Origin of the sequence: Vannielia litorea, from assembly GCF_019801175.1 — a bacterium.
Classification (GTDB): Bacteria; Pseudomonadota; Alphaproteobacteria; order Rhodobacterales; family Rhodobacteraceae; genus Vannielia; species Vannielia litorea_B.
The window spans coordinates 126,502-153,417 of sequence record NZ_JAHVJR010000003.1 but is presented as its reverse complement, the minus strand read 5'-3'; the positions used below and the strand labels follow the sequence as shown (position 1 = coordinate 153,417).

The window sequence follows — 26,916 nt, the reverse complement described above, 5'->3', positions numbered from 1 at the left end:
GGCCGCCCCGCCCAAGAGGCCGCGATCAGCCTGCTGCCATGCGGTCGCGCAGCTTGGCAAAGGCCGCCTCCTGCCCGGGCAGGAACGCGCGGTTCTCGTCGCGGCCAAGGTAGACCTTGAACATGCAGTTGCCGTCGAAACTGTAGAACTGCACCGAGTGGCCGAGCCGTCCCATCATCTCGCGGGAGACGAAGGCGATGGTTTCGCAGGCGTCGATCTTGAGGTGGCCGTGCAGGGGTTTGCCGGAGAGGTTGTAATAGCCGCGCCCCTCGGAGCCATCGGGGATAGGCGCTTTGACCTCGAGCACCACGTCGCCGGTGTTGACGATGAAGGTGACCTCGCCCCAGCTGCGCATCTCCTGCATGACCTCGATGAAATGGGTGCCCGCGATGCAGGTTGCCTCGCCGCCCGGCAGGTTGTGCAGCACCTCGGCCACGGAGGTGCCGGCCATGCGGGCGATGTCTTCAAGCGGGGCCATCGGCTTTTCGGCGAAGGCGGCGGCGAGGGTGGTGTGCGGCATGGGTCAGCTCCGTGAAAGACGACGGGGATGGAGCTGGCGGGAGGCGGGCGACCGTCGGGTTGAAGTGGCGCAAGAAGGGGCCGCGCGGCCTTGATTGTCAATGCATCGCGGGCCGTGTCCGGCTGGCCACGCTTGCGCCGTGACGGGGTCGGGTGATTCGGAAAAGCCTTCAAAACGGCGTGATCACTCCCCATATGTCATGTGGCAGGGGCAGTTAGTTACAGGATTTAGTCATGAACCTGATGGATTTTCTACCGGGCATCGGCGGCGGCACCATTGTGGTCGGCCTGCTGGCGCTGTTTGTCATCATTTCGATCTTTCTCGGCGTGCGGATTGTTCCGCAGTCGGAGAAGTACGTGGTTGAGCGGTTCGGGCGGCTGAAAAGCGTGCTGGGGCCGGGGATCAACCTGATCGTGCCGTTCATCGACCGGGTGCGGCACAAGGTGAGCATTCTGGAGCGGCAGCTGCCGAACTCCAGCCAGGATGCGATTACCGCGGACAACGTGCTGGTGCAGGTGGAAACCAGCGTGTTCTACCGCATCCTCCAGCCGGAAAAGACGGTGTACCGGATCCGCGACGTGGATGGCGCGATTGCGACCACGGTGGCGGGTATTGTGCGCTCGGAAATCGGCAAGATGGAGCTGGACGAGGTGCAATCGAACCGCTCGGCGCTGATCTCCTCGATCAAGCAGCTGGTCGAGAGCGCGGTGGATGACTGGGGCATTGAAGTGACTCGGGCCGAGATCCTCGACGTGAACCTCGACGAGGCGACCCGCGCAGCGATGCTTCAGCAGCTGAACGCAGAGCGGGCGCGCCGGGCACAGGTGACCGAGGCCGAGGGCAAACGCCGCGCGGTCGAGCTGCAATCGGACGCCGAGCTTTATGCCGCCGAGCAAAAGGCCAAGGCCCGCCGGGTACAGGCCGACGCCGAAGCCTATGCAACGGGTGTTGTGGCGGCGGCGATTCAGGACAACGGTATCGAGGCTGCCCAGTACCAGATTGCGCTGAAGCAGGTGGAGAGCCTGACCGCGCTGGGTGAGGGCAATGGCAAGCAGACGATCATCGTGCCAGCTGACGCGATGGAAGCCTTCGGCAACGCCTTCAAGATGCTTGGAGGTATCGCGAAATGACCGAGCTTTTCACCACATGGTGGGCGTGGCTTGCGCTGGCTGTCGTGCTGGCGATCCTCGAGCTCTTCGCGCCCGGCTTCATCTTCGTCGGTTTTGCCATCGGCGCGGCGATCACCGGGGTTCTGCTCGCCGTTGGGATCACCTTTGGCGGCAACCTGGCCTGGCTGGCGCTGTTCTTTGCGGTCGTCTCGGTGGTGGCCTGGGTGATCTGCTACAAGACCTTCGGCGGCAAGGGCCGGCAGGTGCAGACCTTTGACGAGGACATCAACGAGGGCTGACTGGCCTGTCCGCGAATTTGCAGGGGCCGCCTTCGGGCGGCCCTTTTGCGTTTGTCAGGCCTCTTCGCGGGCGTCAAACGCGCGACGGTTGGTGTTGATCGCGGGCTGATGCTCTACCGCCCAGTCGCGCAGGGCGACGAGGGCCGATTGCAGCGAGAGGCCCAGCGGGGTGAGTGCATATTCCACCGAGGGCGGCGATGTGGGCAGGACCTCGCGGCTCACCAACCCGTCACGCTCGAGGTTGCGCAGGGTGACGGTGAGCATCCGGCGGGAAATACCATCGACCACCCTCGCCAGCGCGTTGAAGCGGCAGGGGCCGTTCATCAGCTCGAGCATCACCAGCAGCGACCATGCATCGCCGATGCGGTCGAGCACATCGCGCATGGGGCATGCGTAGGAGATGCGGCGGCGAGCCTGCATGTTCATCGGGGTGGCTCCTTTCGGGGGTAACACCGGGGTAACCATGTGACGGGAGAATGCCTCTCCCGCCCTCTGGTTCTGCTGCGTAATTAGGTTCTCAATAGTAACCTACTACGGAGTGAGACAGATGAACATTCTTTTGATCGGCGCAAGCGGCATGATCGGGAGCCGGATCTTGGCCGAGGCAGCCGAGCGCGGCCACAGCGTACGGGCGGCGAGCCGGAGCCCCGGGAAGATCGCCCTGCCGGAGGGCGCGGAAGCCGTGGCGCTGGACGTGACCGATGGCGCGGCGGTGGCGGAGGCGGCTGAGGGGGTGGATGTGATCGTGACCACCGTCAGCCCGCGCAGCACCGGCGATGCGGTGAGCGAGATGGCGGCGATTGGCGCGGGCGCGGTTGCGGGGGCGAAAGCGGCGGGCGTGCCGCTGATGGTCGTTGGAGGGGCAGGCACGCTGAACCTGCCGGACGGCTCGCCCCTGCTACCCAACCTGCCGCCCGAGATCCTGCCAGAGGCAACCGGCATGAAAGCCTTCAAGGAGACCCTGCCGGACAGCGGCGTAGCGTGGACCTTCTTTGCCCCGGCGGCCCTGATCGCGCCGGGTGAGCGAACCGGCACATTCCGCCTTGGTAGCGATGTGCTGCTCTCGGACGAGGCAGGAGAGAGCCGGATCAGCGCCGAGGATTACGCGGTGGCGCTGGTCGACGAGCTCGAAGCGCCGAAGCACCGGGGCGAGGTGTTCACCATCGCCTATTGATCTGCCCCTGCCCCGCCGCGCTGAAACCTGCCCGGCGGGGCGACTTTTGCGTCCGCAGGTATCGCCAAAGTTGATGATGCGGTATTCTGAGCTTGTGCCTCACGTCATTTGAGGAGGCCGCGCCGCGTTTTTTTCAAACGGCTTGAGACTGTTTAAACAGATGGAGATTGTACGATGCCCAATATCCTTGGCACCGGTGGTGTGACTTTCAAAACCCTGTGGGACAATTACCCCGCGTTTTCAGACCCCTGCGACGGCCCCTTCACGAACCAATGCGCGATCAGGTTCACCCATGCGCTGATGGAACAGGGGCTGCAGCTCAAGGGCTTCCGCGGCACGAAATGCTGGGGGGACAAAAAAGACACCAACCACAAACACGCGATTCGCGCCGAAGACGTGGGCAACTGGCTTGCCGGTGTGCCCTATGGCGGTATGGGACGCCGCGAGAAGATCGACCCGGCGGAGTACCAGAAGACGCTCGACGGGCGCACCGGGTTCATCTTTTTCAAAGACTACTGGCAGCGAAGCCTGCCGAGTGGAAAGCTGCAGAGCTTCGCCAACCGTTCGGGCGACCATATCGACCTGTGGAACGGCTCCCACTGCTCCGGTGACGGCTCGATGGCGTTGCGGGAGGATGCCGAGGACAGCGGCGACCTGAGCGATCGTAACAAGGCCAAGCAGATCTGGTTCTGGGAGGTCAAATGACGAAGTGGGCGGCCTTGCTGAGCGTGGTGCTCGGCGTCTGCGGCATGGGCTGGTGGCTCGTGGCGCAGGCCGATGGCCACGACGATGACGCCACTCGCGCGGCGCTGCGTGCGGTAATGGCCCATGCCGCCGCCCCCATGCAGGACGATGGCTGCTACCTCGAGAGCGAGCCGCCGGAGGGCGGCTGGCAGGTGGCCGATTTTCTGGCCGACATGACCCTGTTCGGCACGGTCTCGGGCCAACCGCTGGCGCTGCGCCACGCCTGCGGCGAGCGCGGCGCAGATGTGTGCGGCTTGAGCTACGGTGTGGCCAGCGCTGAGGGCGGCATGGGCCAGAGCTGGACGCTCTTTTACACCCGGCGCGGTGAGGGCGGCGGGATCGATCCGGAGAGCTTCAGCTGTTTCGGGCAGTAAGGGCCAGGCTCAGGGCAGTTCGGCCACGATGGAGCGCGCTGCGGCATCGGGGTTTTCGGCTTGCCACACCGGACGGCCCACCACGATGTGGTCGGCCCCCTGCTCCACCGCGAAGGAGGGCGTGGCGATGCGCTTCTGGTCGCCCTTGGCGCTGCCGGTGGGGCGCACGCCGGGGGTGACTATGAGCTTGCCTTCAGCCTGAGTTAACGCCCGGATGGCGGCGGCCTCGTGGGGCGAGGCGATGACCCCGTCGGCCCCGGCCTCGAAGGCCTTGGCAGCGCGTTCGGTGACGATCTCGGCCACGTCGCCCGCGCGGATCAGCCCGGCATCCAGATCGGCCCGGTCGAGCGAGGTGAGGATGGTCACGGCGAGGATTTGCAGATCGGTGCCGCCCTTGCCCTCCTGCGCCGCCCGCACCACGTGCGGGTCGCCGTGGACGGTGAGAAAGTCGAGCTCGAACTGCGCGATCCCGCGCACGGCGGCCTCGACGGTGGCACCGATGTCGAAGAGCTTCATGTCGAGGAAGATGCGCTTGCCGTGCTCCTGTTTCAGCTCGTTGGCCAGCGCCATGCCGCCGCCACAGAGCATGCCGAGCCCGATCTTGTAGAAACTCACCGCCGCGTTCAGCTGCCCGGCCAGTTCGAGGCCCTGCACCGCGTTGGACACATCGAGCGCCACGATCAGCCGGTCATCGGGCAGGCGGTTGTGGGCGAGGGGTGCATCGGCAGTGGCAGTCTGCATGGGGAGCCTCCTGAGGGATGTTTCCCTTCCCTACGCCCTGCCCCGGCATCGCGCAAGCTGCGGGCGGGGTGGTGGAGGCATTGTAGCCGGAAAATGAGGCTGAGAGCGCCCTGCTTCATTTTCTTGCTTCAAATATCGACCAAAATCTCTTCTGGCCGATGCTCTCAGTCCAGCACCCGGATGGAGGATCGGGCGGTGGCGCCCGACGCGTCTATCACGGTGAGCTGCAGGTATCCGGGCGCAGACCAGTCGAACTGGGCCTCGCGGGCGCGCAGGCCGGTGGCCAGCGGGGCGCCGTTGGCGAGGAGGGTGAAGGGCGGGCGGCCATCGCGGAGTTTGACCACCAGCGCGCCGCCGGTTTCCAGCTCGGCCCCGTCGGGCGGGTAGGCGAGCTTGGGGGCACCGGGGGCGGTGGTGGAGAGGGCGGCGGAGCGGGAGGCGAAGTGGCGGAGCGGCTGGGGCAGCTCGCCGTTGGAGACCAGCAGCACCGAGGGAGGCGGGGGCGAGAAGGCCTCGCGGGTATCTTTCAGCCGGTCGAAGCTGGCAAAGAGCAGCGGACCGGCGATGCCTGCGCCGAAGGCTCCGGGCACCGGTGTGCCATCGGCGCGGCCGATCCACACGCCCACTACGTGCCGCGCGTCATAGCCCACGGCCCAGGCATCGCGGTGGCCATAGCTGGTGCCGGTTTTCCACGCCATCGGCCCGTGGGAGGCGCGGGGCGGCGGGGTGAGCTGGGCGAGGATATGGGTCACCTGCCAGGCCGCCTCGGGGGAAAGCACGCGCCGGGCTGGGGCGCGATGCGGGCTTTGGGCGGCGGAGAGGGCGATGCTTTCGCCGCCGCGGGCGATGGCGGCGTAGAGTTGGGTGAGGTCGGTGAGGGTGACGCCGAGGCCGCCCAGCGCCACAGCGAGGCCGGGGCGGCCCTGCGGCAGCTTGGGCTCCATCCCGGCGCGGCGCATGTGGGCCAGCAGGCGCTCTGGCGTGAGGGCCTCGGTGAGTTGCACCACGGGGATGTTCAGCGATTGGCGCAGCGCCTCGGAGAGGCGGATGGTGCCGCGATAGTGGTTGTCGAAGTTTTGGGGCGCGTAGCTGCCGAAGGCCATTGGCCTGTCTTCGATCAGCGTTTCAGGATGGGCCAGCCCTTGGTCGAAGGCGAGGCCGTAGACCAGCGGTTTCAGCGCCGAGCCGGGGGAGCGGAAGGCGCGGGTCATGTCGACCCAGCCGGCGCGGCTGTCGTCGAGGTAGCCCGCCGAGCCGACGGTGGCGAGGATTTCACCGGTCTGGTGGTCGGCCACGACGACAGCGACGGAGATTGTTTCACCAATCTCGCGCGCGGTCTGCGCGGCGAGCGGTTCAAGCGCCTGCTGGAGGCGCTTGTCGATGGTGGTGGGGTGGCGGGTGCCGATGGGGTTTCGGGCCAGCAGGTGGTCGGAGAGGTGGGGCGCGAGGGCCGGGAAGTCGCGGCGGCGGGCGGGCACCGGGTCGCGCAGGGCAGCGCGGGCCTCGGGCGCGGTGAGCAGGCCTTTGCCCACCATCCGGTCGAGCACGCGGCCGCGGGCGCCGGTGGCGGCATCGTTGGCACGGTCGGGGCGGCGGCGCTCGGGCGATTGCGGCAGGGCGACCAGCAGCGCGGCCTCGGCGGGTGTCAGGCGGCGGGGCTCCTTGCCGAAGTAGGCCAGCGAAGCCGCACGCACGCCTTCGAGGTTGCCGCCGAAGGGGGCGCGGTTGAGGTAGAGTTCCAGGATCGCATCCTTGCCCAGCCGCCGCTCCATCGCGAGCGCAAGGCGGACCTGCCGGATCTTGCCTTGCCACTGCCCGGTCGACCCGTCTTCAAGGATGCGGGCGACCTGCATGGAAAGCGTGGAGCCGCCGGAGATGACCTTGCCGTTCCAGACCGCCTGCCCCACGGCCCGTAGGGTGGCGCGCCAGTCCACCCCGGGATGGGTGCGGAAGCGCTTGTCTTCATAGGCCAGCAGCATGTCGACATAGCGAGGGTCGACCTCACCCAGCGTGGTGTACAGCCGCCAGCGGCCATCGGAGACGGTGTAGGCCCTCAGCAGCGTTCCGTCGCGGGCGAGCACCTCGGGGGAGGCTTCGGCCACCAGCGGGGGCAGCACCGTGGCTTCCACCCATGCATCGAGCTTGTCGCGGCCCAGCGCGAGGGCGAAGAGGGTGACGGCGGCGCAAACCGCCAGTCGCGCGATGAACCGCTCACCCCACATCGACGGTGCCCTCCCAGAGGCCGGGATAGCTGGTCACGAAGCCGGTGGGATGCACCTGCAGATCGGCCTCGAAGCCGGGGAAGGCGTAGGTAAAGCGGCCCGCGCCCTTTTGGGTGTAGCGCTGGGGTAGCCGGTTGAGCGAGCCGTTCTCCTCTTCGCGGAACCAGGCAGCGGCCACCTCCTCGGTGCCTTCGAAGGCGAGCCTGCGGAGCGGCAGGAGGTTGGTGGCGGGGGTGAAGGCGAGGTCGATATCGACACAGTCCTCCAGTTGGCCCGGCCCATCGCCAAGGCACCAGCCGGTCGGGCCTTTCAGCAGCCGCCAGGCCACCTCCTGCCCGCCGATAAGGCCGGTTACATCTGCGGATTGCGTTTCCCAGCCTGCATTGCAGCGCACCACGTAATCCAACGCTGTGCGCTGGCCGCCGTGGTCGTAGCGGGCGTGGCCGCAGAGCATCCAGCCGCCGGGCTCCTCGACAAGGCGGCAGGTGTCTTCGCCGGGCCGGTCGAGCCGGCGCCAGCGGGCCGTGGCGTGGGGCTTGCCGTTTTTCACCCGCTCCCCCGGCCCTACTCCACCACCGTCACGCCGCCTGCATCGGTGCGGGCGCGGAAGGCGGGGCGATACATATCCTCCACCGAGGCCGCCGGGTGGTGGTAGCTGCCGGGCGAAATGGCGCGGACAATATAGGCCAGCCGGAAGGGCTTGTCGGACCGCCAGTTGACCGCCGAGAGGAAACGCTCCTGCCGGAACTCGGAGTGCTCGGCGGAGGTGGTCTTGAGCCAGTCCAGCTCGCGGATGTCGCCGGAGCGGATCAGCGAGGGGTTGTCGATCTCGAAGCCTGCGGGCAGGGCATCGTCGACCATCAGCCGGGCCTCGCGGTTGCCGAAGGGGGTGACCGTGAGCACGACGACCATGCGCTCGCCCGCAGGCACGGCGCCGAGGTCCACCCCGAAGCCTTCCATGGTGTAATACTGCCGCTCGATGGCATAGCCGTTGCCGCCAGCGGGCTCGGGCTCTGACGGCACGCCGAAAGTGGTGAGCGTCAGGGTGGTTGCCGCGCCGCTGTCATTGCGGATTTCGACCGGCTGGGCTGCCGTTTCATCGGCCAGCACCTCGACCAACGGGCCGGTGACCGGCTGGCCGTTGCGGGTGAAGCCATCGCGCGGGGCGGCGTCGATCAGGGCCTTGGCGGCCATCAAGGTCCAGACTTTCTCTTGGGTGGAGCGGTGGCCGGTTTCGCCGGTTACACGCACAGAGAGGGCCTCGCGGTTGACCACCTGGCTGCCCGCCTCTGCCGCAAGCGCCAGCACTGCCGCTGCATCGCGCAGGTCAGTGCCGTAGTCATCGCGCCAGCCGGTGCCGGGCTCTTTGCCGGTCTGGGCCACCAGTTGGGCGGCCGCGCGGGTGAACATGGCATCGGCCCGGGTCGGGTCGCCGTAAAGCGACAGCGCGGTGCCGAGTTGTGCCGCCCCGAGCGGGGTGGTGAAGGCCTGCGGTTTTACATCGGCGTAATACCGAAGATCGCCCATGGAGGCCGCGCCCTCGCGGGCCAGCACCATCAGCGCATAGGCAATCGCCTCGCCGCCCTCGTCGAAGTCGGGCTGGTAGTTGACCTGATTGCGCAGGTTGTCGAGCGCATTGCGGAAGGCGATGGCGGGCACCTCGTAGCCCTTGCCCCGTGCCCGGCTGAGGAAGTCGGTCACATAGGCGTCGAGCCAGAAGTCACGGTCGGAGTTCGCATACCAGAGGCCGAAGCCACCGGAGGCGGATTGGCGGGCGAGGATGCGGGTAATCGCGCCTTCGACACGCTGCCGGGTATCGCCGCGCTCCTCCAGCCCCATCGCGCGGCTCACCTCATCGAAGTAGAGCAGCGGCATGGCGCGGGAGGTGGTTTGCTCGGTGCAGCCGTAGGGGTAGCGGTCGAGCGAGGCCAGCAGGCCCGGCACATCGAAGCGGCCAAGCGGGCCGAGGGCCAGCGTGGCCTTGCCGGTGCCCGGTTGCAGGCCGGTGAAGACATCGCGGGTGAAGCTGAAGCTCTGCCCGGAGGCCAGCTCGAAGCGGGAGGTGCGGGAGACCTCCGGGTCGTTGAGCTGGATCGGCAGGTTCAGCGGCTTGTCGAGCACCTCGCCGGAGGGCGTTGTGAGAGCGACGTTGATCTGTGCCAGCCCCGGATCGCCTGCGACCACAGTGAGCGGCAGGCGGATGGTCTGGCCCTCGGCGAGCTCCATCGTGGAGGCCCCGCCGCTGGGCAGGGTCACGCCGCTGCCGGTGACGGCAAGGCCGATCTGGCCCGTTTCGCCGGAGGCATGGGTGATTTCCAGCAGCAGGCGGCCCTCGTCGCCCGGCGCCATGAAGCGGGGCAGCGAGGCTTGCAACACGATGGGATCGCGCACCAGCACATCGGCGGAGGCCTCGCCAACACCGGTTTTGGACCATGCCACCGCCATGACCTTCACCGAGCCGTTGAAGGAGGGCATGTCGAAGGAGGTGCGGGCGTAGCCATCGGCGCCCACCTCAAGCGGGCCGGAGAAATAGGCGACCAGCTCTTCGGTTGGCGGGGGCGATTGCGTTCCCGCGTTGGCGTTGGCGTCGCCGCCGGAGCGGATTTCGCCCATCGCGCCGTTCATCCCGTCAATCAGGCGGCCGTAGATATCGCGCATGCCCATGCCGAGCCGCCGCTGTCCGAAGTAGTGGCCGGAGGGATCGGGCGGGGTGAAGCCGGTGAGGTTGAGGATGCCTTGGTCGACGGCGGCGATGGTGACATGGGCGGTTTCGCCGGGCTGCACGCCATCGACCTTCACCGCCACGTCGAGCGGGCCGCGGGGGCGGATCTCGGCGGGGGCTTCGATGGCTACCGCGAGTTGATGCACGCCGGGATCGACGGAGGCGTGGCTGAGGCCCAGCGCACGGGCGGGGCCGCGCTTGTCTGACACGTCCATCGGGCGGATCACGGTGGCGCTCACGTAGGCACCAGCTCCCCAGTCGTCGGTGACGGGGAGTTGCACCAGCGTATCGGTCTCGGCTTCGACATCGACGGTTTTCATGTCGATCAGGCGGTTGGAGACCACGGTGACGAGCGCCTTGCCGGAGTATCGCGGGACGATCCGCAGGGTGGCGGTATCGCCCGGCTTGTAGTTTTCGGCATCGAGCGACACGTCGAGCGTGTCAGGGGTGGAAGACACATCCGCCGGGGCATACCAGCCAGCGTAGAACTCGTAGGAGGCGGCGGTGAAGGCACCGTCGACCCGCTCGACGACCAACTCGTAGTTGCCCCATTCGACGAGGCCCGCGACTTGCAGGGGCGTCTCGCCCAGGCGGCCTTCGCCAGTGGCGATGCGCTCGCGGCGGGTGATCGGCTCCCAGTTCCACGCGCCGTATTCGGAGTACCACTGGTAACGGCGGGTGACGCGATTCAGTGTCCATTTCACCGCCATTTCGGTGGGGGCAAGGTCGGCATCGACCGCGATCACCGAGAAGGCGGCCTCGGTGCCTTCAGGCACCACGCCTTCAAAGGCGGGCTTGATACCGATCATCGGCTTGCCCGGCCCGGTCACCACGGCCTCGCGGCGCTCCACCGGGCGGCCGGAGCCTTCGGCCACGCGCACGGTCAGACGGGCCTCGATGGGGCCGTCGAAAGCCTCCATCTCGCCGGGCATGTCGAGCGCAAGTTGCGCCATGCCCTCGTCATCGGTGGTGGTGCTGTTGAGGTAGGAGGTTTGCGGGCGGGCGCCGCTGTTGTGGGTGCCGAAGTGGTAGCCCGCGAAGCCATCGAGCTGGCGGCGGGGGGAGATGCGCAGCTCGCCCTCGACCGGAAGGCCCGCGCCGGGCGCGCCGAAGAGGTAGCGCACCTCGATATCGGCCACGACCTCGCCGTCGGTCAGCCCCTCGGTGGGCACCTCGATGGAGAAGTCGATGCGTTCGGGCAGGAAATCTTCCACCAGCACGGTTGTGGTGGCGATGGGCGGCGCTTTGGGGTCGGCGTGGAGCGCGAGGGACCATGCGCCGCGCGGGGCGGCACCGGAGACGGGCATGGAGAACACGTGGCCGCCATCGACGCCTTCGGCGGAGAAGTGGCGCGCATATTCCACCCCGTCAGGGCGGGTGAGAATGGCGGTGAGGGGCAGGCCTTGGACGGCCTCGGCCTTGGCATCGCGCACCAGAGCGGTGGCATAGATGGTTTCGCCTGCGCGGTAAGCGCCGCGGTCGGTGGTGAGGAAGGCATCCACCGCGCCGGCAGGCTCGCGGCCCTCGACGCCCCGGTCGGAGAGATCGAAGGAGGGATCGGTGAGCGACAGGAAGCCCATATCTTCTTCGCCGTTCTTGACCAGCACCATCGCGGGAGCCGCGCCGCCGCGCCCGAGGGTCAGCCCCGGCTCGAACTTGGCGTAGCCCTGCGCGTCGGTGGTGGCCTGCCCCAGTTCGCGGTTGGAGCGCGACAGCAGCGTGACGGAAAGCCCCTCGATCGGGTCGGCAGTGGTGAGCGAACGGGTGAATACGTGCAGACCATCAGCGCCCGACATGGAGGCGAGGCCGATATCGGAGATCACGAACCATTGGGTGGCTGCCGGGTTCTCGTAGGGGTCGGCGCCGCGGATGGCGGCCTTGAGGGCATAGACCCCGGCGGGAAGGTCGGCGATAGCCTCGGCCATGGGCAGGCGAGTGGTCACATCTTCGTTCAGGCGCCGCTCCATGTGGCCGGTGCCTTCCCAGACGGTTTCGGCGATGTCGCCTTCGAAATAGTCTTCTTCCCACTCATTCAGCGGGCGGCCGAAGTAGCTTTCTTGGATCACCCGGAGCAGGTTGCGGTCGGAGACGCGGTGCAGGGTAAGGTCGACCTCTTCGGTGTTGACGGTGACGATCGGGATCGCTGCATCGGTGGTTTTGGGCAGCACGTAGGCACGGCCCGGAAAGCGGACCTGCGCGGCACGGTCGCGGACGTAGAAGGATAGTTCGACATCCTTGGCCATCTTCTCGCCTGTGGCAGAGGGCAGGCCCGCGCGGAGCACAACGCGGTAGCGCTCGCCGTGCACCAGACCCTCGATGCAGAGCTGGTTGCCGGAGGCCTCGGCGGTGAAGGAGGTGCCCGGCAGGGACACATACGGCGCGTAATCGGTGCCGCTCTCCGCCAGCCGTTCGGAGAAGGTGGCGCAGACGCGGGGCACCACCGGGTTCGGGTCCACCTGATCGTCGGTAACGCGGAAGCCGTATTTGCCCAGCGCATCATCCAGCGCGGCCTGTGTTTCCGGCTCGGGCAGGGTCGCCTGTGCGAGACGGAGGGCGGGGATCATGTCACGCCCGCGGCCTGCCCGCTCCAGCGCGGAGGACATCACCTTGAGGGCGGAGGCCTGCTCGGAGGGCGTATCGGCCCGCAGGTAGCCATTGATCGTGCCCATCAGCGCGCGGCGGTCATACTGGCGCTTCTGGGAGCTATTCTCGCCGGTCGCGTCGAGCGCGTAGCGGGCATAGTCGATCCACTGATCGTCGCGGTCGGCCAGAACAACGGCCGGGCCCATCCAGATCATCGCCTCGCGGGCATTGCCGTTGCGGAAGGCTTCGAGCGCGCCGGATTGCAGGCGATCCAGCGTCCACCCGGCGGGGGAGTGGAGGCTTGCCATGCCCTCGGCGAAGTCGCGGGCGGAGGAGAGGTCTCCGGGGCGGAGGAAGGCCAGCTCGGCGGCGCGGCTTCGGGAGAGCGCGATGCGATCCGGGGTTTCGGAGACAACGGTGGCAGATTGCGCGCCTTCATAGGGCTCGCGCCGCTCGACCCCGCGCTTGGGGAAGCAGGCGTTGGAGCGGGCGTTGAAGGTGAAGGCCCCGCAGGCGGTATCGGCAAGGCAAGCGGTGCGGCAGGCATCGTAGGAGGTATCGAAGAGCGCGCGCAGGTCGGCACCGTAAAAGTCGGTGTCCTTCTCGGGGATCAGCCGCCGCTCGGGGATCGGCGCGGGCGCGCCGGGCCCCTGCTGGGCGGTGACAGGCAGGCCGGTGACGGCAAGAAGCAGCAGGCAGAGAAGGGGCGCGAGGAGGCGGCGCATGGGTAATGACCTCGGATCTGAAATGCGTTGAATCCGCGGCGATGGTGGCATGGCGCTGCGACGCGAGTCCAGTGGCGCGGAGGAGTTGTGAACGCTCAATTCACGTTAAGACGGTTTAAACCGAAAGCAGGCAAAACCGGTGCCGAGGGCGCCTTAACCATGATTCCCGCGCGCCCCGGACGATGGGGAGCCGAGACATGTCACTCACGGACAAGCTGGCGAGAGAGCGGCGGGGCCGGCTGGCGGCGGAACGGATGCTGGAGCTGAAGAGCCGTGAGCTGATGGCGGCCAACCGGAAGCTCTCGGACCATGCGCTGAAGCTGTCCGACACGATCATCGCCCAGCGCGAGGTGGTCGCCACCACGCGGGCGCAGGCCCATGCGCTGAAGGAAGAGGCCGAGACGATGAAGGGCCTGGCGCAGGAGACCCGCGCCAACCTCGAAAAGGCCGAAAAGGCCGCCACCATTGCCGAACGGCGGCTGTGGGATTCGGTCGAGACGGTGACGGACGGGTTTGCCGTGTTCGACGCCGAAGACAGGTTGGTCGCCGCCAACTCCGCGTGGCTCTCGCTCTTCGAGGGGCTGGAGTCGATGGCGCCGGGCATCACCTATATCGACATGCTGCGCCTCGCGGTGGAGGAGGGGCTGATCGACCCGGGCGACAGCTCCCCTGGCGACTGGATCACCTCGATGCTCGATCGATGGGATACCGAGACCATCCCCGACATGACGATCCGCCTGTTTGACGGGCGTTACCTGCGGCTGCACGACAGGCGCAGCGCCAATGGGGACATGGTCTGCCTCGGCATCGATATTACGCATAACATGCGCCAGCAGCGGGAGTTGAAGAAGGCGCGCGATGCTGCCGAGGCTGCCACGCGGGCCAAGTCGGCCTTTCTGGCCAAGATGAGCCATGAGCTGCGCACGCCGATGAACGGAGTCGTCGGGATGGCAGACCTGCTGCTCGACACCGGGGTCGACGAGGAGCAGGCGCTGTTCATCCGCACCATCCGCAACTCTGGCGAGGCGCTGCTGGAGATCATCAGCGATGTGCTCGATTTCTCCCGCGCGGAGGCGGAGAAGCTGGAGCTCTACCCCGAGGCCTTCGACCTCGAAGCGATGCTCTGCGAGGTGGTGACGCTCTCGATGCCCGTCGCAAAAGAGCGTGGTCTGGACCTGTTGCTGGACTATGCGCCCGATGCGCCCGTCATAGTGACCGCCGACCAAAAACGGCTGCGGCAGGTGGTGGTGAACCTTTTGGGCAATGCGATCAAGTTCACCGAAACGGGCTTCGTTCGGATCGAGGTGCGCGCCACCGCGCCGCGCGGGGAGGATGCGCCCTGGGGGCTGCGGATTGCGGTGGAAGACACCGGAATCGGCATTCCCGGCGAGATGCGCGAGCATATCTTCGGCCAGTTCAACCAAGTGCAGGACGAGGGCAACCGCAAGTTCGAGGGCACCGGGCTGGGCCTTGCGATCACCCGGCAATTGGTGGAGCTGATGGGCGGCGAGATCGGCTTTGTCTCGGAGCAGGGCAAGGGCACTACTTTTAGCGTGGACCTGAGCCTGCCGGCCGAAGCGCCTGCCGTGAAGATCGGCCGCTGGCCTGAAGGGATGGCACCGCGGATCATTGCGGCGACGGCCTCTAGGGCCGGGGCGACCGTGGCCCGAAGCCGATCGGAGGTGACGGGGCTGGAGATCGAGGTGGCCCGTGCGCCGGAGGTGCTGCGCAGCCTCATCGCCGAGGGGCCGGAGCCGGACCTCGTGGCGATCGACAGCGATTTCATGGCCGTCGGCCTCGCCGACCTTGTGCGGGAGTTGCGCGGGCAGCTGCCGCGCACGAAGGTGCTTTGCGTGTTGCGTCAAGGTCAGCAGGGGGTGCGGAGCGCGCTGGCGGGCACGGGGGTGGATCACGTGATCTCCTACCCCTACCGCAACGCGGAGATGGCGGAGGTTTATGCCAGTCTTTCGCCGGAGCCTTTGCGGCTGAGTACGCCTGAGGTCGGCCAGGGGACCTCCCCCGCCGATTCCACGCCCGAGCTTGTGGCAGATCCGGTGCGGGCCGCCGCCGCTGACACGCCGGGGCGCCTGATGCGGATACTGGCAGCGGAGGACAACGCTACGAACCGCCTGGTCTTTTCGCAGATGCTGAAGCAGCTGAACATCGAGCTGAGCTTTGCCGAGAACGGTCGGGAAGCGGTGGAACGATACGCTCTGGAGCGACCCGACATGGTGTTCATGGATATCTCAATGCCCGAGATGGACGGCAAATCAGCCACCCGCGCGATTCGCATTCTGGAAGCCGAGAATGGCTGGCCCCGCGTGCCGGTTGTGGCGATGACGGCCCATGCGATGGCTGGGGACGACGAGGCGATTCTGGCCGCCGGGCTGGACCATTACCTGACCAAGCCTCTGAAAAAGCAGCTCATTCACGAGCAGATCGCCATTCACGCGCCCGCAGGGGCGGAGCCATTCGACCGGCCGGACAAGCCGGAACCGGCGCTTGTTGGATAAGGCCCGCGCGGCTCAGTCGGTGGTGTCGGGCCGGGAGAAGGTGGGCGCGCCGGGTTCGGACAGATCGGGGCGGAAGCGATAGCCGCCGGTGTCGAAACCTTCCAGCGCGGTGGCGGATTGCAGGCGGTTCTGGATGATGAACCGCGCCATCGCTCCGCGCGCCTGTTTGGCGAAGAAGCTCACCTGCTTCGGGCCGCCCGGCTTTTCTTCAAGAAAGCGCGGGGTGACGACCGTCAGCCCGCCCAGCGCCTTGGGATCGACCGCGCCGAAATACTCCTGGCTGGCACAGTTGACGAGCGTGTCGGTGCCCAGCGCCTCGGCCTGCGCGGTGAGCGCCTTGGCCAGACGGTCGCCCCAATGGGCGTAAAGGCTGGGGTTGCGGCCGACCTTCAGCCGCGAGCCCATCTCGAGCCGGTAGGGCTGGATCGCGTCGCGGGGGCGGAGCAAACCATAAAGGCCGGACAGAATGCGGAGGTGGTCCTGCGCCCAGTCGAGTTCATCGGGCTCGAGCGAGGCGGCCTCAAGCCCGGTGTAGGTGTCGCCTGCGAAAGCGAAGGCGGCAGGGCGGGTCGCCTCGGCCTCCGGCTCGGGCGAGAAGGCGCGGAACCGGTCCTGGTTGAGCTTGGCCAGATCGGGCGAGATGCCCATCAGCTTTTGCAACGCGGGCCGCGAGAGTTTGGCACCGGCGCGGGCCAGTTTGGCGGCGTCTTCGGGGAAGGCCGGGGCGGTTTGGGCCAGGTCGCGCGGCTGCCAGTCGAGCCGCTTGGCGGGGGAGATCACGATGAGCATGAGGTGCTTTTAGCGGCTGTGGACGGGGAGGTGAACAGGGGGCGGCTCATCCGCCGTTTGAGGCGTTTTCGTCGCAGCCGGATCGGGGCTAGGAGACCGCCTGGGCGGATAACCAGCCCGCCGCTACTCGGCGGCAAGCGCGGCGAGGAAAGCCGGGCCGAAGCGGTCGACGTGGCGCTCGCTCATGCCCTGCACCCTTCCCAGGGCATCGATATTGGCGGGCGCGGCCTTGACGATGCGGCGCAGCAGGGCGGTGTCGCAGGAGAGCGGTTTTTCGGTGCCGTCTTCGCCTCGGTAGAGTTGCTGCACGGCCTCTTGCAATCGGTCGAAGGCCTCGCCCTTCCCCCGCGCGGCCATTTCGCGACGGGCCGGGTGCATTTCGGGCGTGGTCTCGCCGGTCAGAACGGCGAGGAATTCCGCGCCATAGCGCTCCAGCTTCTTGGCGCCGATGCCGCTCACCTGCGCCATCTGATCCAGCGTTGCGGGCCGTTGCTCGACCATCTCGATCAGCGTGCGGTCGGGGAAGACCACGTAGGCCGGCACGCGCTGTGCCTCGGCCAAGGCGCGTCGCTTGGCCTTGAGGGCCGAGAGCAGCGGGGCGTCCTCTTCGCTCACCAGCATCTTCACGGCGGGGCGGCGGGCGGTATCGGCCTTGGCGATGGAATCGCGGCGCAGGGTGATGTTGGCCTCGCCGCGCAGGATCGGGCGGGCGGCCTCCGTCATCCGCAGGGCACCGTGGCGCTCGGGGTCGGGGCGCATGAGGTCGAGCCCCATCATCTGCCGGAAAACCGCCTGCCAGACCTTGCGGCTGTGTTTGGTGCCGACGCCGAAGGTGGGCAGGTCGGTATGGCCGCGCTGGCGGACCTTGTCGGTTTCGATGCCGAGCAGGATATCGGTCAGGTGGCCTGCGCCGAACCACTCACCGGTGCGCAGCGCGGCGGAGAGCGCCATGCGCACCGCCTCGGTGCCATCGAAGACTTCGGGGGGCTTTTCGCAGAGGTCGCAGTTGCCACAGTCGTCGCTCTCCTCGCCGAAGTAGCTCAGGAGCAGCTTGCGGCGGCAGCCCTGCGCCTCGGCCAGACCGAGGAGCGCATTGAGGCGGCCGTGGTCGGCCACGCGGCGCTCGGGCGGGGCCAGCGACTCGTCGACCTGCGCACGGCGCAGGCGGATGTCATCTGGGCCGTAGAGGGTGAGCGTGTCGGCGGGCAGGCCATCGCGCCCTGCGCGGCCGATCTCCTGATAGTAGCTCTCGATCGACTTGGGCAGATCAGCGTGGAGCACCCAGCGGATATCGGGCTTGTCGACGCCCATGCCGAAGGCCACGGTGGCCACGACGATCAGCCCGTCCTCGGCCTGAAACCGGCGCTCGACCTCGCGGCGCGGCTCGGCCTCCATCCCCGCGTGATAGGCCACGGCGGCGTGACCTTCGGCGGTGAGGGCGGCGGCGATGCTCTCGGTCCGCGCGCGGGTGCCGCAATAGATGATGCCCGCCTGCCCGCGCCGGGCGGCGGCGAAGGCAAGCATCTGAATGCGGGGTTTGTCCTTGGCCTCGAAGGCGAGGCGGATATTGGGCCGGTCGAAGCCGCGCAGGAAGGCGCGGGGCGGGGTGCCGCCGAAGAGGCGGGTGATGATCTCTTCCTGCGTTTCGGCATCCGCGGTGGCGGTGAAGGCGGCGAGCGGCACCCCCATGCGGGCGCAGAGCGGGCCGATCTCGAGGTAATCGGGGCGGAAGTCATGGCCCCATTGGCTGACGCAATGGGCCTCGTCCACCGCGATGAGCTGCACGCCCGCACGGCGCAGCAGGCGCTCGGTGCCAGAGGAGCGCAGGCGCTCGGGGGCCATGTAGAGGATCTTCAGCGTGCCCTCGTCGATGGCGCGGAAGACGGCATCGGTCTCTTCCTCGGTGTTGGCCGAGCAGAGCGCGCCCGCTTCCACCCCGAGGCCGCGCAGGGCGGCGACCTGATCGCGCATCAGGGCGATGAGGGGGGAGATCACGAGGGTGGCCCCCTCGCGGCAGAGTGCGGGCAGCTGGTAGCAGAGCGACTTGCCGCCGCCGGTGGGCATGATGGCGAGAGTCGGCTCACCGGACAGCACCGAGGTGACGATCTCTTCCTGCCCCGGGCGAAACTCGGGGAAGCCGAAGACGGAATGAAGAAGTTCGGAAGGCGCGGTTTGGGCGGGCATGGGCGGGGGCCGGGTGAGGGGAAGTTGCCCCTACCTACCCCCCGCGCCAAAGGCGCCGCAACCGGAACCCGGCGCTAGCCGATCCGGTGCCACATGCCGGCGGTGGTGATGGCCGAAGCGCCCACCCCGATGGTGCCGCCGAAGCACTCCTGGCTGGAGAACATGTAGCCGCCCCAGTTGAAGGCGGTGATGATGGTCACACCATAGCCGACCGAGAGGCCCGCCCCTGCCGTGGTCAACCGCCCGGCGCTGCCGTGCAGGTCGTCGGCGCTGAAGGCGCGTTCGCACTCGAGGTCGGTGTAGCTGAGGCCACCGGTGCTGAAATCGGGCATGGAAGCGCCGCCGAGCGAGCCGCCCACCCCGAGGCCGTAGCCGGTGAAGGTATAGGTGCCGCGATGGTTGGCCGTTGCGCTGCGCATCTCGAACGTCCAGACGCCGCCGCCGACGGCGGCTGCACCGCCGATCTGGGCAAGCCCGGCAACGCGCCAGTCTGCTGCTTTGATATTGTTCGCCATAGGTTCGATCTCCCGAAATGACTTGATGAGGTTTGAATGACTTTTCTTGCCCCCCGCGGCAGAAATTTCCGCGATGGTGCCCTCAAGATAGGGGATTTCGGTCACGATTTTAAGAGGTGGGCGTGAGGTTTTGCCCGCGTGGGCCGCTCAGATCAGTTGCTGGAACACGCCGGGCAGGATGATGTTGCGCAGGGCGATCACCACGATGAAGGCGACCAGAGGCGCAAGATCGAGCGCGCCGGTATCGGGCAGCACGCGGCGGATCGGGCGGTAGACTGGCTCGAGCAGGCGGTTGAGGCCATCCCACAGCTGATAGACGAAGGGTTGGCGCAAGTTGAGGATCTGGAAGGAGATCAGCCAGCTCATGATCACGTGGGCCAGCATGATGAAGAAGACCACACCGAGGATGAGGTCAAGCAACTGGTAGATCATCAGCATGGGCGGGTCTCCGTAATGGCCGCGATGTAGGTATTCATGGCAGGCCAGAGTTGCAACAGGCTTAACCGTGCCGTGACGTCGCGATTGACGCTGGCGGCAGGCGGCGCAGGGTGCGCCGCATGTACCCATTCATCCGCATGGCCAAGGAGCTCTGGCTCGCAGGCCGCCAGCCCGCCCTGCCCTTCGACGGCACCCACATCAGCCACCATCGCTGCTGGCCGTGGGATCTGGATTTCTGGATGGAGCTCAACAACGGGCGCACGCTGACACTCTACGATCTGGGCCGCATCCCGCTGGCACGGCGCACCGGGCTTGTGCCGGTGTTGCGGGCAAAGCGCTGGGGGCTCACCATCGCAGGCTCGGCGGTGCGCTACCGCAAGCGGATCACCATGTTTCAGAAGTTCACCACCCGGAGCCGGATGATCGGATGGGACCATCGCTTCATTTACATCGAGCAGAGCATGTGGCGGGGCGAGACCTGCTGCGGGCAGGCGGTGTTCCGGAGTGCGGTGACGAGTTCGTCGGGCATTGTTCCGCCGGTCGAAGTGATGGAGGCGTTGGGGATTGCCGACCATCCGGGCAAGGTGCTGCCGGAGTGGGTGCAGGCGTGGATCGCCGCAGAGGATTCCCGGCCCTGGCCGCCGGAGCGCGTGGGGTAGCGCTTGGGGGCCTCCGGCCGTGCGACCTGACGGTGCTGGTCAGTCTGCCTTGCCTGCGGCCTCGGCCTTGTTCTTTGCATCGGCTGGCTGCGATGGGTCTTCGTCGGCGAGCATCCGGACTTCGCGCTGCGGGAAGGGGATGGAGATGTCATTTTCCTTGAAAGCATCCCAGAGCGCCAGAAACACGTTGCCGCGGATGTTGGTCAGGCCGCCTGTCGGGTCTTCGATCCAAAAGCGCAGGATGTAATCAACCGAGCTGTCACCGAAGCCGACGATATGGCAGACCGGCGGGCGCCATGTGAGCACGCGGTCGACGCTCTTGGCGGCTTCGATGGCGATCTTGCGGACGGCGTGCGGATCGTCGTGGTAGGCGGTGCCGAAGAAGATATCGAGCCTGACGTAATCATTGGAGTGCGACCAGTTCACCACCTGCCCGGTGATCAGGTCTTCGTTCGGGATCAGGTATTCCTTGCCGTCGCGTGTGACCACCGAGACGTAGCGGGCGCCGAGCGAGTTGATCCAGCCGAAGGTATCGCCGAGCGAGATCACGTCACCCGGTTTGATCGATTTGTCGAGCAGGATGATCACGCCCGAGACGAGGTTCGACACCACCTTCTGAAGCCCGAAGCCGAGGCCGATACCGATGGCACCGGAGAGCACGGCGAGGCCGGTCAGGTCGAAGCCGACCGCCTTCAGGCCAAGGAAGAAGGCCGCGCCGAAGAGGACGATTTGCAGGACCTTGATGATCAGTTCCTGCATCGAGGGCGAGATGTCTTTGTTGGTGCGGATCTTGCCCTGCGCGCCCTTGAGGATGACGCGGGCGAAGAAGAACAGCAGACCGGTGATGATCAGTGCCTTCAGCAGCCCGAGGACCGAGAGGCGGAACTCGCCCACCTCCAGCGCGACGCCTTCCATCAGGTCGGAGGCGCCCTCCCAGAGGCCAAGGAAGTAGAGCGTGACCCAGATCCACGCGCCCCAGCGCACGACGCGGCGAAGAAACTGGTTGCGGATCAGGCGGGTGGCGAGGCCGATGATCAGCCAAGCCGTGGCAATGGTGGCCACGATGCCGATGATGTAACTGCGGGAGGGCCAGGTGACCTCCTTCATGATCCAGAAGGTGGCCCATGAGAACATCACGAAGAAGATCAGCGTGAGGCGCTGTTCGAGCACCAGCAGCACGCGGAGCTGCCACTTCGGTCGGCCCTCCAGCGTGCGCATCCAGCCACGCATGCGGGGCGACACTGCCTTGCGGACCAGCCATGCGGCGGCGAAGAGGCCGACGACGATGGCAAGTTGGTAGAGCCGCCAGGGCTGGAGCATGGAGACGAGGAAGCTTTCTGCCAGCCCGAGAAGGCCGGTGAAATGCTGTTGCAGCGCTTCGATCTGCTGTGACTGCTCGTCGGGGTTCATCCGATCCCACCTCCCCCGCTATCGTGGCACGGCGAGAGAACTTGGGGCAAGTGTCTGGCGACACGGCAGATTCCGCACCAAAACTGCCGACAGAGGGCCTCGCACCACCCCACGGGGGAGGTGGCGGCACAGGCGCGACTCCTCTTGCCGCAAAGGCCTTGCGGGTGTATCTCCCCGGGTCATGAGAGTGGTTTTCGATATGGACGACCGGGCCCGCCTGCCGTGGCGGTTCTTTGGCGCGACCCTGACGATCCTCGCCTCGCTATGAGGCGCGGCGCCATTGGTGCGCCCTCCAGACTCGAACCCCCAAAGACTATCAAGGGAGAGGACCGATGTCCCCCAAGACACTCTATGACAAAATCTGGGATGCCCATGTGGCCCATGAGGCCGAGGATGGCACCTGCCTGCTCTACATCGACCGGCACCTCGTTCACGAGGTGACCAGCCCGCAGGCCTTTGAAGGGCTGCGCATGTCGGGCCGCAAGGTGCATGCCCCCGACAAGACCATCGCCGTGCCTGACCACAACGTGCCCACCACGGCGGGCCGCGACGACCCGAGCCAGATGACGGAAGACAGCCGCATTCAGGTGGAGGCGCTGGACAAGAACGCCAAGGAATTTGGTGTGCATTACTACCCGGTCAGCGACATCCGTCAGGGTATCGTGCACATCGTCGGCCCCGAGCAAGGCTGGACGCTGCCCGGCATGACCGTGGTGTGCGGCGACAGCCACACCGCCACCCACGGCGCATTTGGTGCGCTGGCCCACGGCATCGGCACCTCGGAGGTGGAGCACGTGCTGGCCACCCAGACGCTGATCCAGAAAAAATCGAAGAACATGAAGGTGGAGATCACCGGCCAGCTCCGGCCCGGCGTGACCGCGAAGGACATCACCCTCAGCGTGATCGGCCACACCGGCACCGGCGGCGGCACTGGCTACGTGATCGAGTATTGCGGCGAGGCGATCCGCGCGCTGTCGATGGAAGGCCGGATGACCGTGTGCAACATGGCCATCGAAGGCGGCGCCCGTGCCGGCCTCATCGCCCCCGACGAGACCACCTATGAATACGTCAAAGGCCGCCCCCACGCCCCCAAGGGTGCGCAGTGGGAAGCCGCGCTGAACTGGTGGAAGACGCTCTACTCGGATGATGACGCCCATTGGGACATGGTCATCACCATCAAGGGCGAGGATATCGCCCCCGTGGTCACATGGGGCACCTCGCCCGAGGACGTGCTGCCGATCACCGAGGTCGTGCCTGCACCCGAGAGCTTCAAGGGTGGCAAGGTCGAGGCCGCGCGGCGCTCGATCGAGTACATGGGGCTGACGGCGGGCCAGAAACTGAGCGATATCGAGATCGACACGGTCTTCATCGGCTCCTGCACCAATGGCCGGATCGAAGACCTGCGGGCCGCCGCGGCGATCCTGAAGGGCAAGAAGGTGAAGGACGGGATGCGCGCCATGGTGGTGCCGGGCTCCGGCCTCGTGCGGGCGCAGGCCGAGGAAGAGGGCCTTGCGGACATCTTCAAGGAAGCCGGTTTCGAGTGGCGCCTCGCGGGCTGCTCGATGTGCCTTGCGATGAACCCCGACCAGCTGGCCGAGGGCGAGCGCTGCGCCTCCACCTCGAACCGAAACTTCGAGGGACGGCAAGGCTACAAGGGCCGCACCCATCTGGTAAGCCCGGCCATGGCGGCTGCGGCAGCGATCACCGGCAAGCTGACCGACGTTCGGGAGATGATGTGAGCGCCCTCGCTCCGCATAAGGTTGGCCCTTGGGGCGAGCTCAGCGCGCTGGATAATCCCGGCGGGCTGGTGCTCGTGCCCATTCCCTCCTTCGCGGAAGTGATGACCCTCGTAAACAAGAGCGACGGACCGCTCACGGAAGCCGAGTTCGACACGGCCAAGGCCCGTGCCGTGACCATCGCGCTGCCGCAGGCGGAGGCCGAGGAGTTCCTCGCCCCGCGTGGCCCCGATACTGAAACCTACGGCGATTACCTGGCGGCCCATGCCGCCCGGACCGCCGGATAAGGACGACCGATATGGAAAAATTCGACAAACTCACCGGGATCGCGGCGCCCATGCCGCTGGTCAACATCGACACCGACATGATCATCCCCAAGGTGTTCCTTAAGACGATCAAGCGCTCCGGCCTTGGCGTGAACCTCTTCGACGAGATGCGTTATGACCGGCAGGGCAACGAGATCGAGGATTTCGTACTGAACAAGCCGGCCTACCGCGAGGCCAAGATCATCGTCGCGGGCGACAACTTTGGCTGCGGCTCCTCGCGCGAGCATGCGCCCTGGGCGCTGGCCGATTTTGGCATCCGCTGCGTGATCTCCACCAGCTTCGCCGACATCTTCTACAACAACTGCTTCAAGAACGGCATCCTGCCGATCGTGTTGCCGCAGGAAGACGTCGACAAGCTGATGGACGACGCCGAGCGCGGCGCCAATGCGGTGGTGACGGTGGATCTGGAAGCGCAGGAGATCACCGGGCCGGATGGTGGAAAGGTGACCTTCGATCTGGACCCGTTCAAAAAGCACTGCCTGCTGAACGGGCTGGATGACATTGGCCTGACGATGGAGAAGGCCGCCAGCATCGAGAGCTTCGAGGCGAAGGCGGCGCAGGAGCGGCCCTGGGTTTGACGCTCGGCTGAGAACAGCAGAAGGGGGCCTTTGCGGCCCCCTTTTTTGTTGGGTGGCGCGCTACAGCGCCAATGCGACCGGAGTGCGCGCGCCGCCGAAATGCTTGGCGTTGAGCTTGAGCATCAGGGCGACGGTCGCCAGTTGCAGCAGAAGCGCCGGTGCCGAGGCGGCCCAGTAGACGGCGGAGAACTTCTCGATCGCGCCTGCGCCGACGAGACCTTTATTCACGAAGAACTGCAGCATTGCGGAGAGCGCCACGCCGGGACAGACCAGCGCATAGCTGGCGGGGGAGCGCTCGGGGCCGGAGATGAAGCGGGCGAAGTAGCCCTGCGCCCGCAGAACCGTCAGCCCGAAGAGGGCGGTGACGAGTTGCAGGGCAAGGAGCGGTAGCAGCAGGGTGAAGCTGGCCGCCGGGCCGCCGTGCCCATCAAAGTGGACATGCAGCCCGTGGCTCTGGCGGAGCCAGGCGATGGCGACAACGGTCAGGAGCGGGATGGCGATGAGCAGGGTCGGCGCGGCCTCGGGGTTGGCGCCGTGCTCCATCATGGCGCGCAGGCCCATGATCATGGTGACCAGTGCGATCACCAACGCCAGCAGAATGAAGAAGCTTGAGAGCATGAGCGAGACCGCCACGGTTGCCTTGACCACGCTCATAGCGGCGGGCGCGGCGAGGCCGACACCCACCATGGCAAAGGCGAAGGCGGGCAGGGTCTGGGAGAAGCTGTTGTTACTCGCACAGTCGATGCCACCCTTTCCGATCCGCTCGGCGAGGAATCGGCCATAGAGCCTGAGCCCGTAGCCGCCGATGGCGAGGAAGGTGACCATGGCGAGGGGGAAGAGATATTCGACCACATTCCACAGCCCGGGCACGAAGACGAGGCCGAGGATGAAGCTGCCGTTCACCGCCATGGCCAGCGCCAGCGGCACGGCCATGAGTTGGCTGCCTGCGTTAAAGCCCATGAGCGCATCGAAGCCCGGCGTTGCGCGGAAGGCTGCGAGGGTGCGCAGATTCCAGACAAGCGAGCGGAGCATGAGGAAGGCGAAGGTGGCGATGCCGGCCCATGCGGTGACGATCATCGCCTTCGTCAGCAGAGTGCCTGCGAGGAAGGCGGCGAGGATATCTTCGAATACCGGAACGGTCTGGCCGGGGTGCGGCACCCAGAACATCAGGTAGAGGAAGAAGGTGACCATAAGGCCACCCGCGCCGAGGGCGGCGAGGAAGTAGAGAGGCACGTAGCCTGTGCGGGATCGGGGTTGCATGATCAGGTCTCCTTGATGAGTCCCGATGATATTATATTCTATTTTATGAATATGTCTTGATCCAGATCAACCTCGGCGACCTGCCCGGCAGAATGTGGCTCTCCGCCTGAGGTGAGTGTTTTCTTCGGTGATTCAACTAATCCGTGTCGGCTCCAGGCGCAGGGCGGGTTCGCGTTGGGGCGAATTTTGCTGCATCCACAATATGTTGCGATCGCACCCCGGACGGCCACCTTTCTGCCAGCAATTTGATGCAAAGCCGCACCAGTTGGCCCGCGAAACTGCCAAATTGATTTCGTTAACCTTAACCGAACCTTGTGGTGGCAAACGAAAGACGGCAAAAATTGGGCAAAGTTGAGGCATACCGTCTTAATCGGCGGAACACCGCGGACAACGGCCTTCGGCAATGCACTGGAGCCGGCTGCGGGAAAGGGATCGAGCAGTGATCACCCGGATCACAGGCGCCTTGGTGCGCGCAGGACTTGTAGCGTTGCTGATTGCAACGCCTTCTCTGCTGCTGCCGCGCATCGGCCCCGATGCCGCGCAGGTCACCGCGCTTCTGGCTCTGTTTGCAGCGGGCCTGACGATCTTTGAATACGCCTCACACTATCCGAGCCTTGTGGAATTTCGGGACGCGCCGCCGTTCAACCGGCTGAGATTCATCACGCTCTTCGTCACCGTCTTCCTGCTGACCATGCTCTGCCGTGGGCAAGTGGAAGAGAGTGGGCTCACCGTGTTCACCGAGGCCGTCGGTCGGCTCATCGGCGATGCGATCGACTTTCCGTACAGCCCTGTGCAACTCGTGCTCCTGAGCCTGCCTGCGTCTGTCAGCCCGGAGCATGTGGACCTCGTGCGCTCGGCGGCGGGTATCTCTTACCTCACTTCGCTGATCTCGCTGGCAGTCTTCGTGATCTACATCCGTGCGGGCGGCTGGCCCACCCGCTCGGGCGCCTTCAACGTTTGGGTGAACCTGCCCACCTTCGACCCGACAACTGGCGGCGATGTGGTGGACCGGCTCAACCGCGACGCAAGGCTCAACATCACCCTCGGTTTCCTGCTACCCTTCGTGGCACCGGCGGTGGCCAAGATGGCGGCAGTGGTGTTCAGCCCGCTCGCGATGGAAGCCCCGCAGACCCTGATCTGGACGATGGCGGCATGGGCATTCCTTCCTTCTTCGCTGTTCATGCGCGGCATCGCCATGGGGCGGATCGCCTCGATGATCGAGCAGAAGCGCCGCCGCACCAGCGAGGCCAAACAGCAAGGCGATGTGACCGACACGCTGGCCACCGCCTGACGCT

General features: G+C 66.5%; 23 protein-coding genes. 11 read left to right on the top strand and 12 right to left on the bottom strand.

All coding sequences use genetic code 11. The annotated features are described in order from the left end of the window. Positions 1-25: 25 nt before the first annotated feature. The gene (gene hutX / locus KUV38_RS19175; protein ID WP_222471832.1) at positions 26-520 is read right to left on the bottom strand and encodes a heme utilization cystosolic carrier protein HutX; all 495 of its coding nucleotides are present in this window, start codon (positions 518-520) and stop codon (positions 26-28) included. Between the two features lie 233 nt (positions 521-753). Here hutX and KUV38_RS19170 point away from each other — a divergent pair, with 233 nt between their 5' ends. Next, positions 754-1,650, top strand: a complete 897-nt coding sequence (locus KUV38_RS19170; RefSeq protein WP_222471831.1) for an SPFH domain-containing protein — start codon at positions 754-756, stop codon at positions 1,648-1,650. After that, complete coding sequence (locus KUV38_RS19165) at positions 1,647-1,928, top strand: NfeD family protein (RefSeq protein ID WP_222471830.1); 282 nt, start codon at positions 1,647-1,649, stop codon at positions 1,926-1,928. Before KUV38_RS19170 ends, KUV38_RS19165 begins: the two co-directional genes overlap by 4 nt. Before the next feature lie 54 nt (positions 1,929-1,982). Here KUV38_RS19165 and KUV38_RS19160 read toward each other — a convergent pair whose 3' ends face one another. Then, on the bottom strand, positions 1,983-2,354 hold the full coding sequence (locus KUV38_RS19160) for a winged helix-turn-helix transcriptional regulator (RefSeq protein WP_222496694.1): 372 nt from the start codon (positions 2,352-2,354) through the stop codon (positions 1,983-1,985). Between the two features lie 121 nt (positions 2,355-2,475). Here KUV38_RS19160 and KUV38_RS19155 point away from each other — a divergent pair, with 121 nt between their 5' ends. From KUV38_RS19155 to KUV38_RS19145, 3 genes are all read left to right on the top strand, one after another. Next, a complete protein-coding gene (locus KUV38_RS19155) occupies positions 2,476-3,102 on the top strand; it encodes an NAD(P)-dependent oxidoreductase (RefSeq protein WP_222471828.1) in 627 nt (208 codons plus the stop codon). Positions 3,103-3,276: 174 nt separating this feature from the next. Further along, a complete protein-coding gene (locus tag KUV38_RS19150) occupies positions 3,277-3,807 on the top strand; it encodes a type VI secretion system amidase effector protein Tae4 (RefSeq protein WP_222471827.1) in 531 nt (176 codons plus the stop codon). Further along, positions 3,804-4,220, top strand: coding sequence for a hypothetical protein (locus KUV38_RS19145; RefSeq protein WP_222471826.1), 417 nt, complete (start codon positions 3,804-3,806; stop codon positions 4,218-4,220). The genes KUV38_RS19150 and KUV38_RS19145 overlap by 4 nt, the downstream gene beginning before the upstream one ends. A 9-nt stretch (positions 4,221-4,229) precedes the next feature. Here KUV38_RS19145 and pyrF read toward each other — a convergent pair whose 3' ends face one another. The 4 genes from pyrF to KUV38_RS19125 all read right to left on the bottom strand — a co-directional run bounded on the left by pyrF (position 4,230) and on the right by KUV38_RS19125 (position 13,213). After that, on the bottom strand, positions 4,230-4,961 hold the full coding sequence (gene pyrF / locus KUV38_RS19140; RefSeq protein WP_222471825.1) for an orotidine-5'-phosphate decarboxylase: 732 nt from the start codon (positions 4,959-4,961) through the stop codon (positions 4,230-4,232). Between the two features lie 164 nt (positions 4,962-5,125). Then, the gene (pbpC, locus tag KUV38_RS19135; RefSeq protein WP_222471824.1) at positions 5,126-7,183 is read right to left on the bottom strand and encodes a penicillin-binding protein 1C; all 2,058 of its coding nucleotides are present in this window, start codon (positions 7,181-7,183) and stop codon (positions 5,126-5,128) included. Then, positions 7,173-7,733 carry a putative glycolipid-binding domain-containing protein gene (locus KUV38_RS19130; RefSeq protein ID WP_222471823.1) on the bottom strand — a complete coding sequence of 187 codons (561 nt, stop codon included), beginning with the start codon at positions 7,731-7,733 and terminating at the stop codon, positions 7,173-7,175. The genes pbpC and KUV38_RS19130 overlap by 11 nt, the downstream gene beginning before the upstream one ends. A gap of 14 nt (positions 7,734-7,747) precedes the next feature. Then, positions 7,748-13,213, bottom strand: a complete 5,466-nt coding sequence (locus KUV38_RS19125) for an alpha-2-macroglobulin family protein (protein WP_222471822.1) — start codon at positions 13,211-13,213, stop codon at positions 7,748-7,750. A gap of 197 nt (positions 13,214-13,410) precedes the next feature. On the opposite strand from KUV38_RS19125, the gene KUV38_RS19120 reads away from it, so the two are divergent. Continuing rightward, complete coding sequence (locus tag KUV38_RS19120; RefSeq protein WP_222471821.1) at positions 13,411-15,726, top strand: ATP-binding protein; 2,316 nt, start codon at positions 13,411-13,413, stop codon at positions 15,724-15,726. A gap of 12 nt (positions 15,727-15,738) precedes the next feature. Here the strand turns inward: KUV38_RS19120 and yaaA are convergent, their stop codons facing one another. From yaaA to KUV38_RS19100, 4 genes are all read right to left on the bottom strand, one after another. Continuing rightward, positions 15,739-16,515, bottom strand: a complete 777-nt coding sequence (gene yaaA, locus KUV38_RS19115; protein WP_222471820.1) for a peroxide stress protein YaaA — start codon at positions 16,513-16,515, stop codon at positions 15,739-15,741. Positions 16,516-16,638: 123 nt separating this feature from the next. Further along, positions 16,639-18,699: a DNA helicase RecQ gene (recQ, locus tag KUV38_RS19110; RefSeq protein WP_222471819.1), complete on the bottom strand. Its 2,061-nt coding sequence runs from the start codon at positions 18,697-18,699 to the stop codon at positions 16,639-16,641. Between the two features lie 74 nt (positions 18,700-18,773). Further along, complete coding sequence (locus KUV38_RS19105) at positions 18,774-19,214, bottom strand: hypothetical protein (protein WP_222471818.1); 441 nt, start codon at positions 19,212-19,214, stop codon at positions 18,774-18,776. Positions 19,215-19,361: 147 nt separating this feature from the next. Continuing rightward, positions 19,362-19,652, bottom strand: a complete 291-nt coding sequence (locus KUV38_RS19100; RefSeq protein WP_222471817.1) for a YggT family protein — start codon at positions 19,650-19,652, stop codon at positions 19,362-19,364. A 119-nt stretch (positions 19,653-19,771) separates the two neighbouring features. Here KUV38_RS19100 and KUV38_RS19095 point away from each other — a divergent pair, with 119 nt between their 5' ends. Next, a complete protein-coding gene (locus KUV38_RS19095; protein ID WP_222471816.1) occupies positions 19,772-20,311 on the top strand; it encodes an acyl-CoA thioesterase in 540 nt (179 codons plus the stop codon). A 39-nt stretch (positions 20,312-20,350) separates the two neighbouring features. On the opposite strand, the gene KUV38_RS19090 is transcribed toward KUV38_RS19095, so the two are convergent. Beyond that, positions 20,351-21,721 carry a mechanosensitive ion channel family protein gene (locus KUV38_RS19090; RefSeq protein ID WP_222471815.1) on the bottom strand — a complete coding sequence of 457 codons (1,371 nt, stop codon included), beginning with the start codon at positions 21,719-21,721 and terminating at the stop codon, positions 20,351-20,353. Positions 21,722-22,053: 332 nt separating this feature from the next. Here KUV38_RS19090 and leuC point away from each other — a divergent pair, with 332 nt between their 5' ends. Genes leuC through leuD form a run of 3 tightly spaced genes read left to right on the top strand, consistent with a single transcriptional unit; the run spans position 22,054 to position 24,361 of the window. Beyond that, complete coding sequence (leuC, locus tag KUV38_RS19085; protein WP_222471814.1) at positions 22,054-23,460, top strand: 3-isopropylmalate dehydratase large subunit; 1,407 nt, start codon at positions 22,054-22,056, stop codon at positions 23,458-23,460. Beyond that, positions 23,457-23,744, top strand: a complete 288-nt coding sequence (locus tag KUV38_RS19080; RefSeq protein ID WP_222471813.1) for a hypothetical protein — start codon at positions 23,457-23,459, stop codon at positions 23,742-23,744. Before leuC ends, KUV38_RS19080 begins: the two co-directional genes overlap by 4 nt. An 11-nt stretch (positions 23,745-23,755) precedes the next feature. After that, on the top strand, positions 23,756-24,361 hold the full coding sequence (gene leuD / locus KUV38_RS19075; RefSeq protein WP_222471812.1) for a 3-isopropylmalate dehydratase small subunit: 606 nt from the start codon (positions 23,756-23,758) through the stop codon (positions 24,359-24,361). 60 nt (positions 24,362-24,421) lie between these two features. Here leuD and KUV38_RS19070 read toward each other — a convergent pair whose 3' ends face one another. After that, positions 24,422-25,621: a TsoY family (seleno)protein gene (locus tag KUV38_RS19070; RefSeq protein WP_222471811.1), complete on the bottom strand. Its 1,200-nt coding sequence runs from the start codon at positions 25,619-25,621 to the stop codon at positions 24,422-24,424. A 439-nt stretch (positions 25,622-26,060) separates the two neighbouring features. Here KUV38_RS19070 and KUV38_RS19065 point away from each other — a divergent pair, with 439 nt between their 5' ends. Further along, positions 26,061-26,912, top strand: coding sequence for a hypothetical protein (locus KUV38_RS19065; RefSeq protein WP_222471810.1), 852 nt, complete (start codon positions 26,061-26,063; stop codon positions 26,910-26,912). Positions 26,913-26,916: the final 4 nt, after the last annotated feature.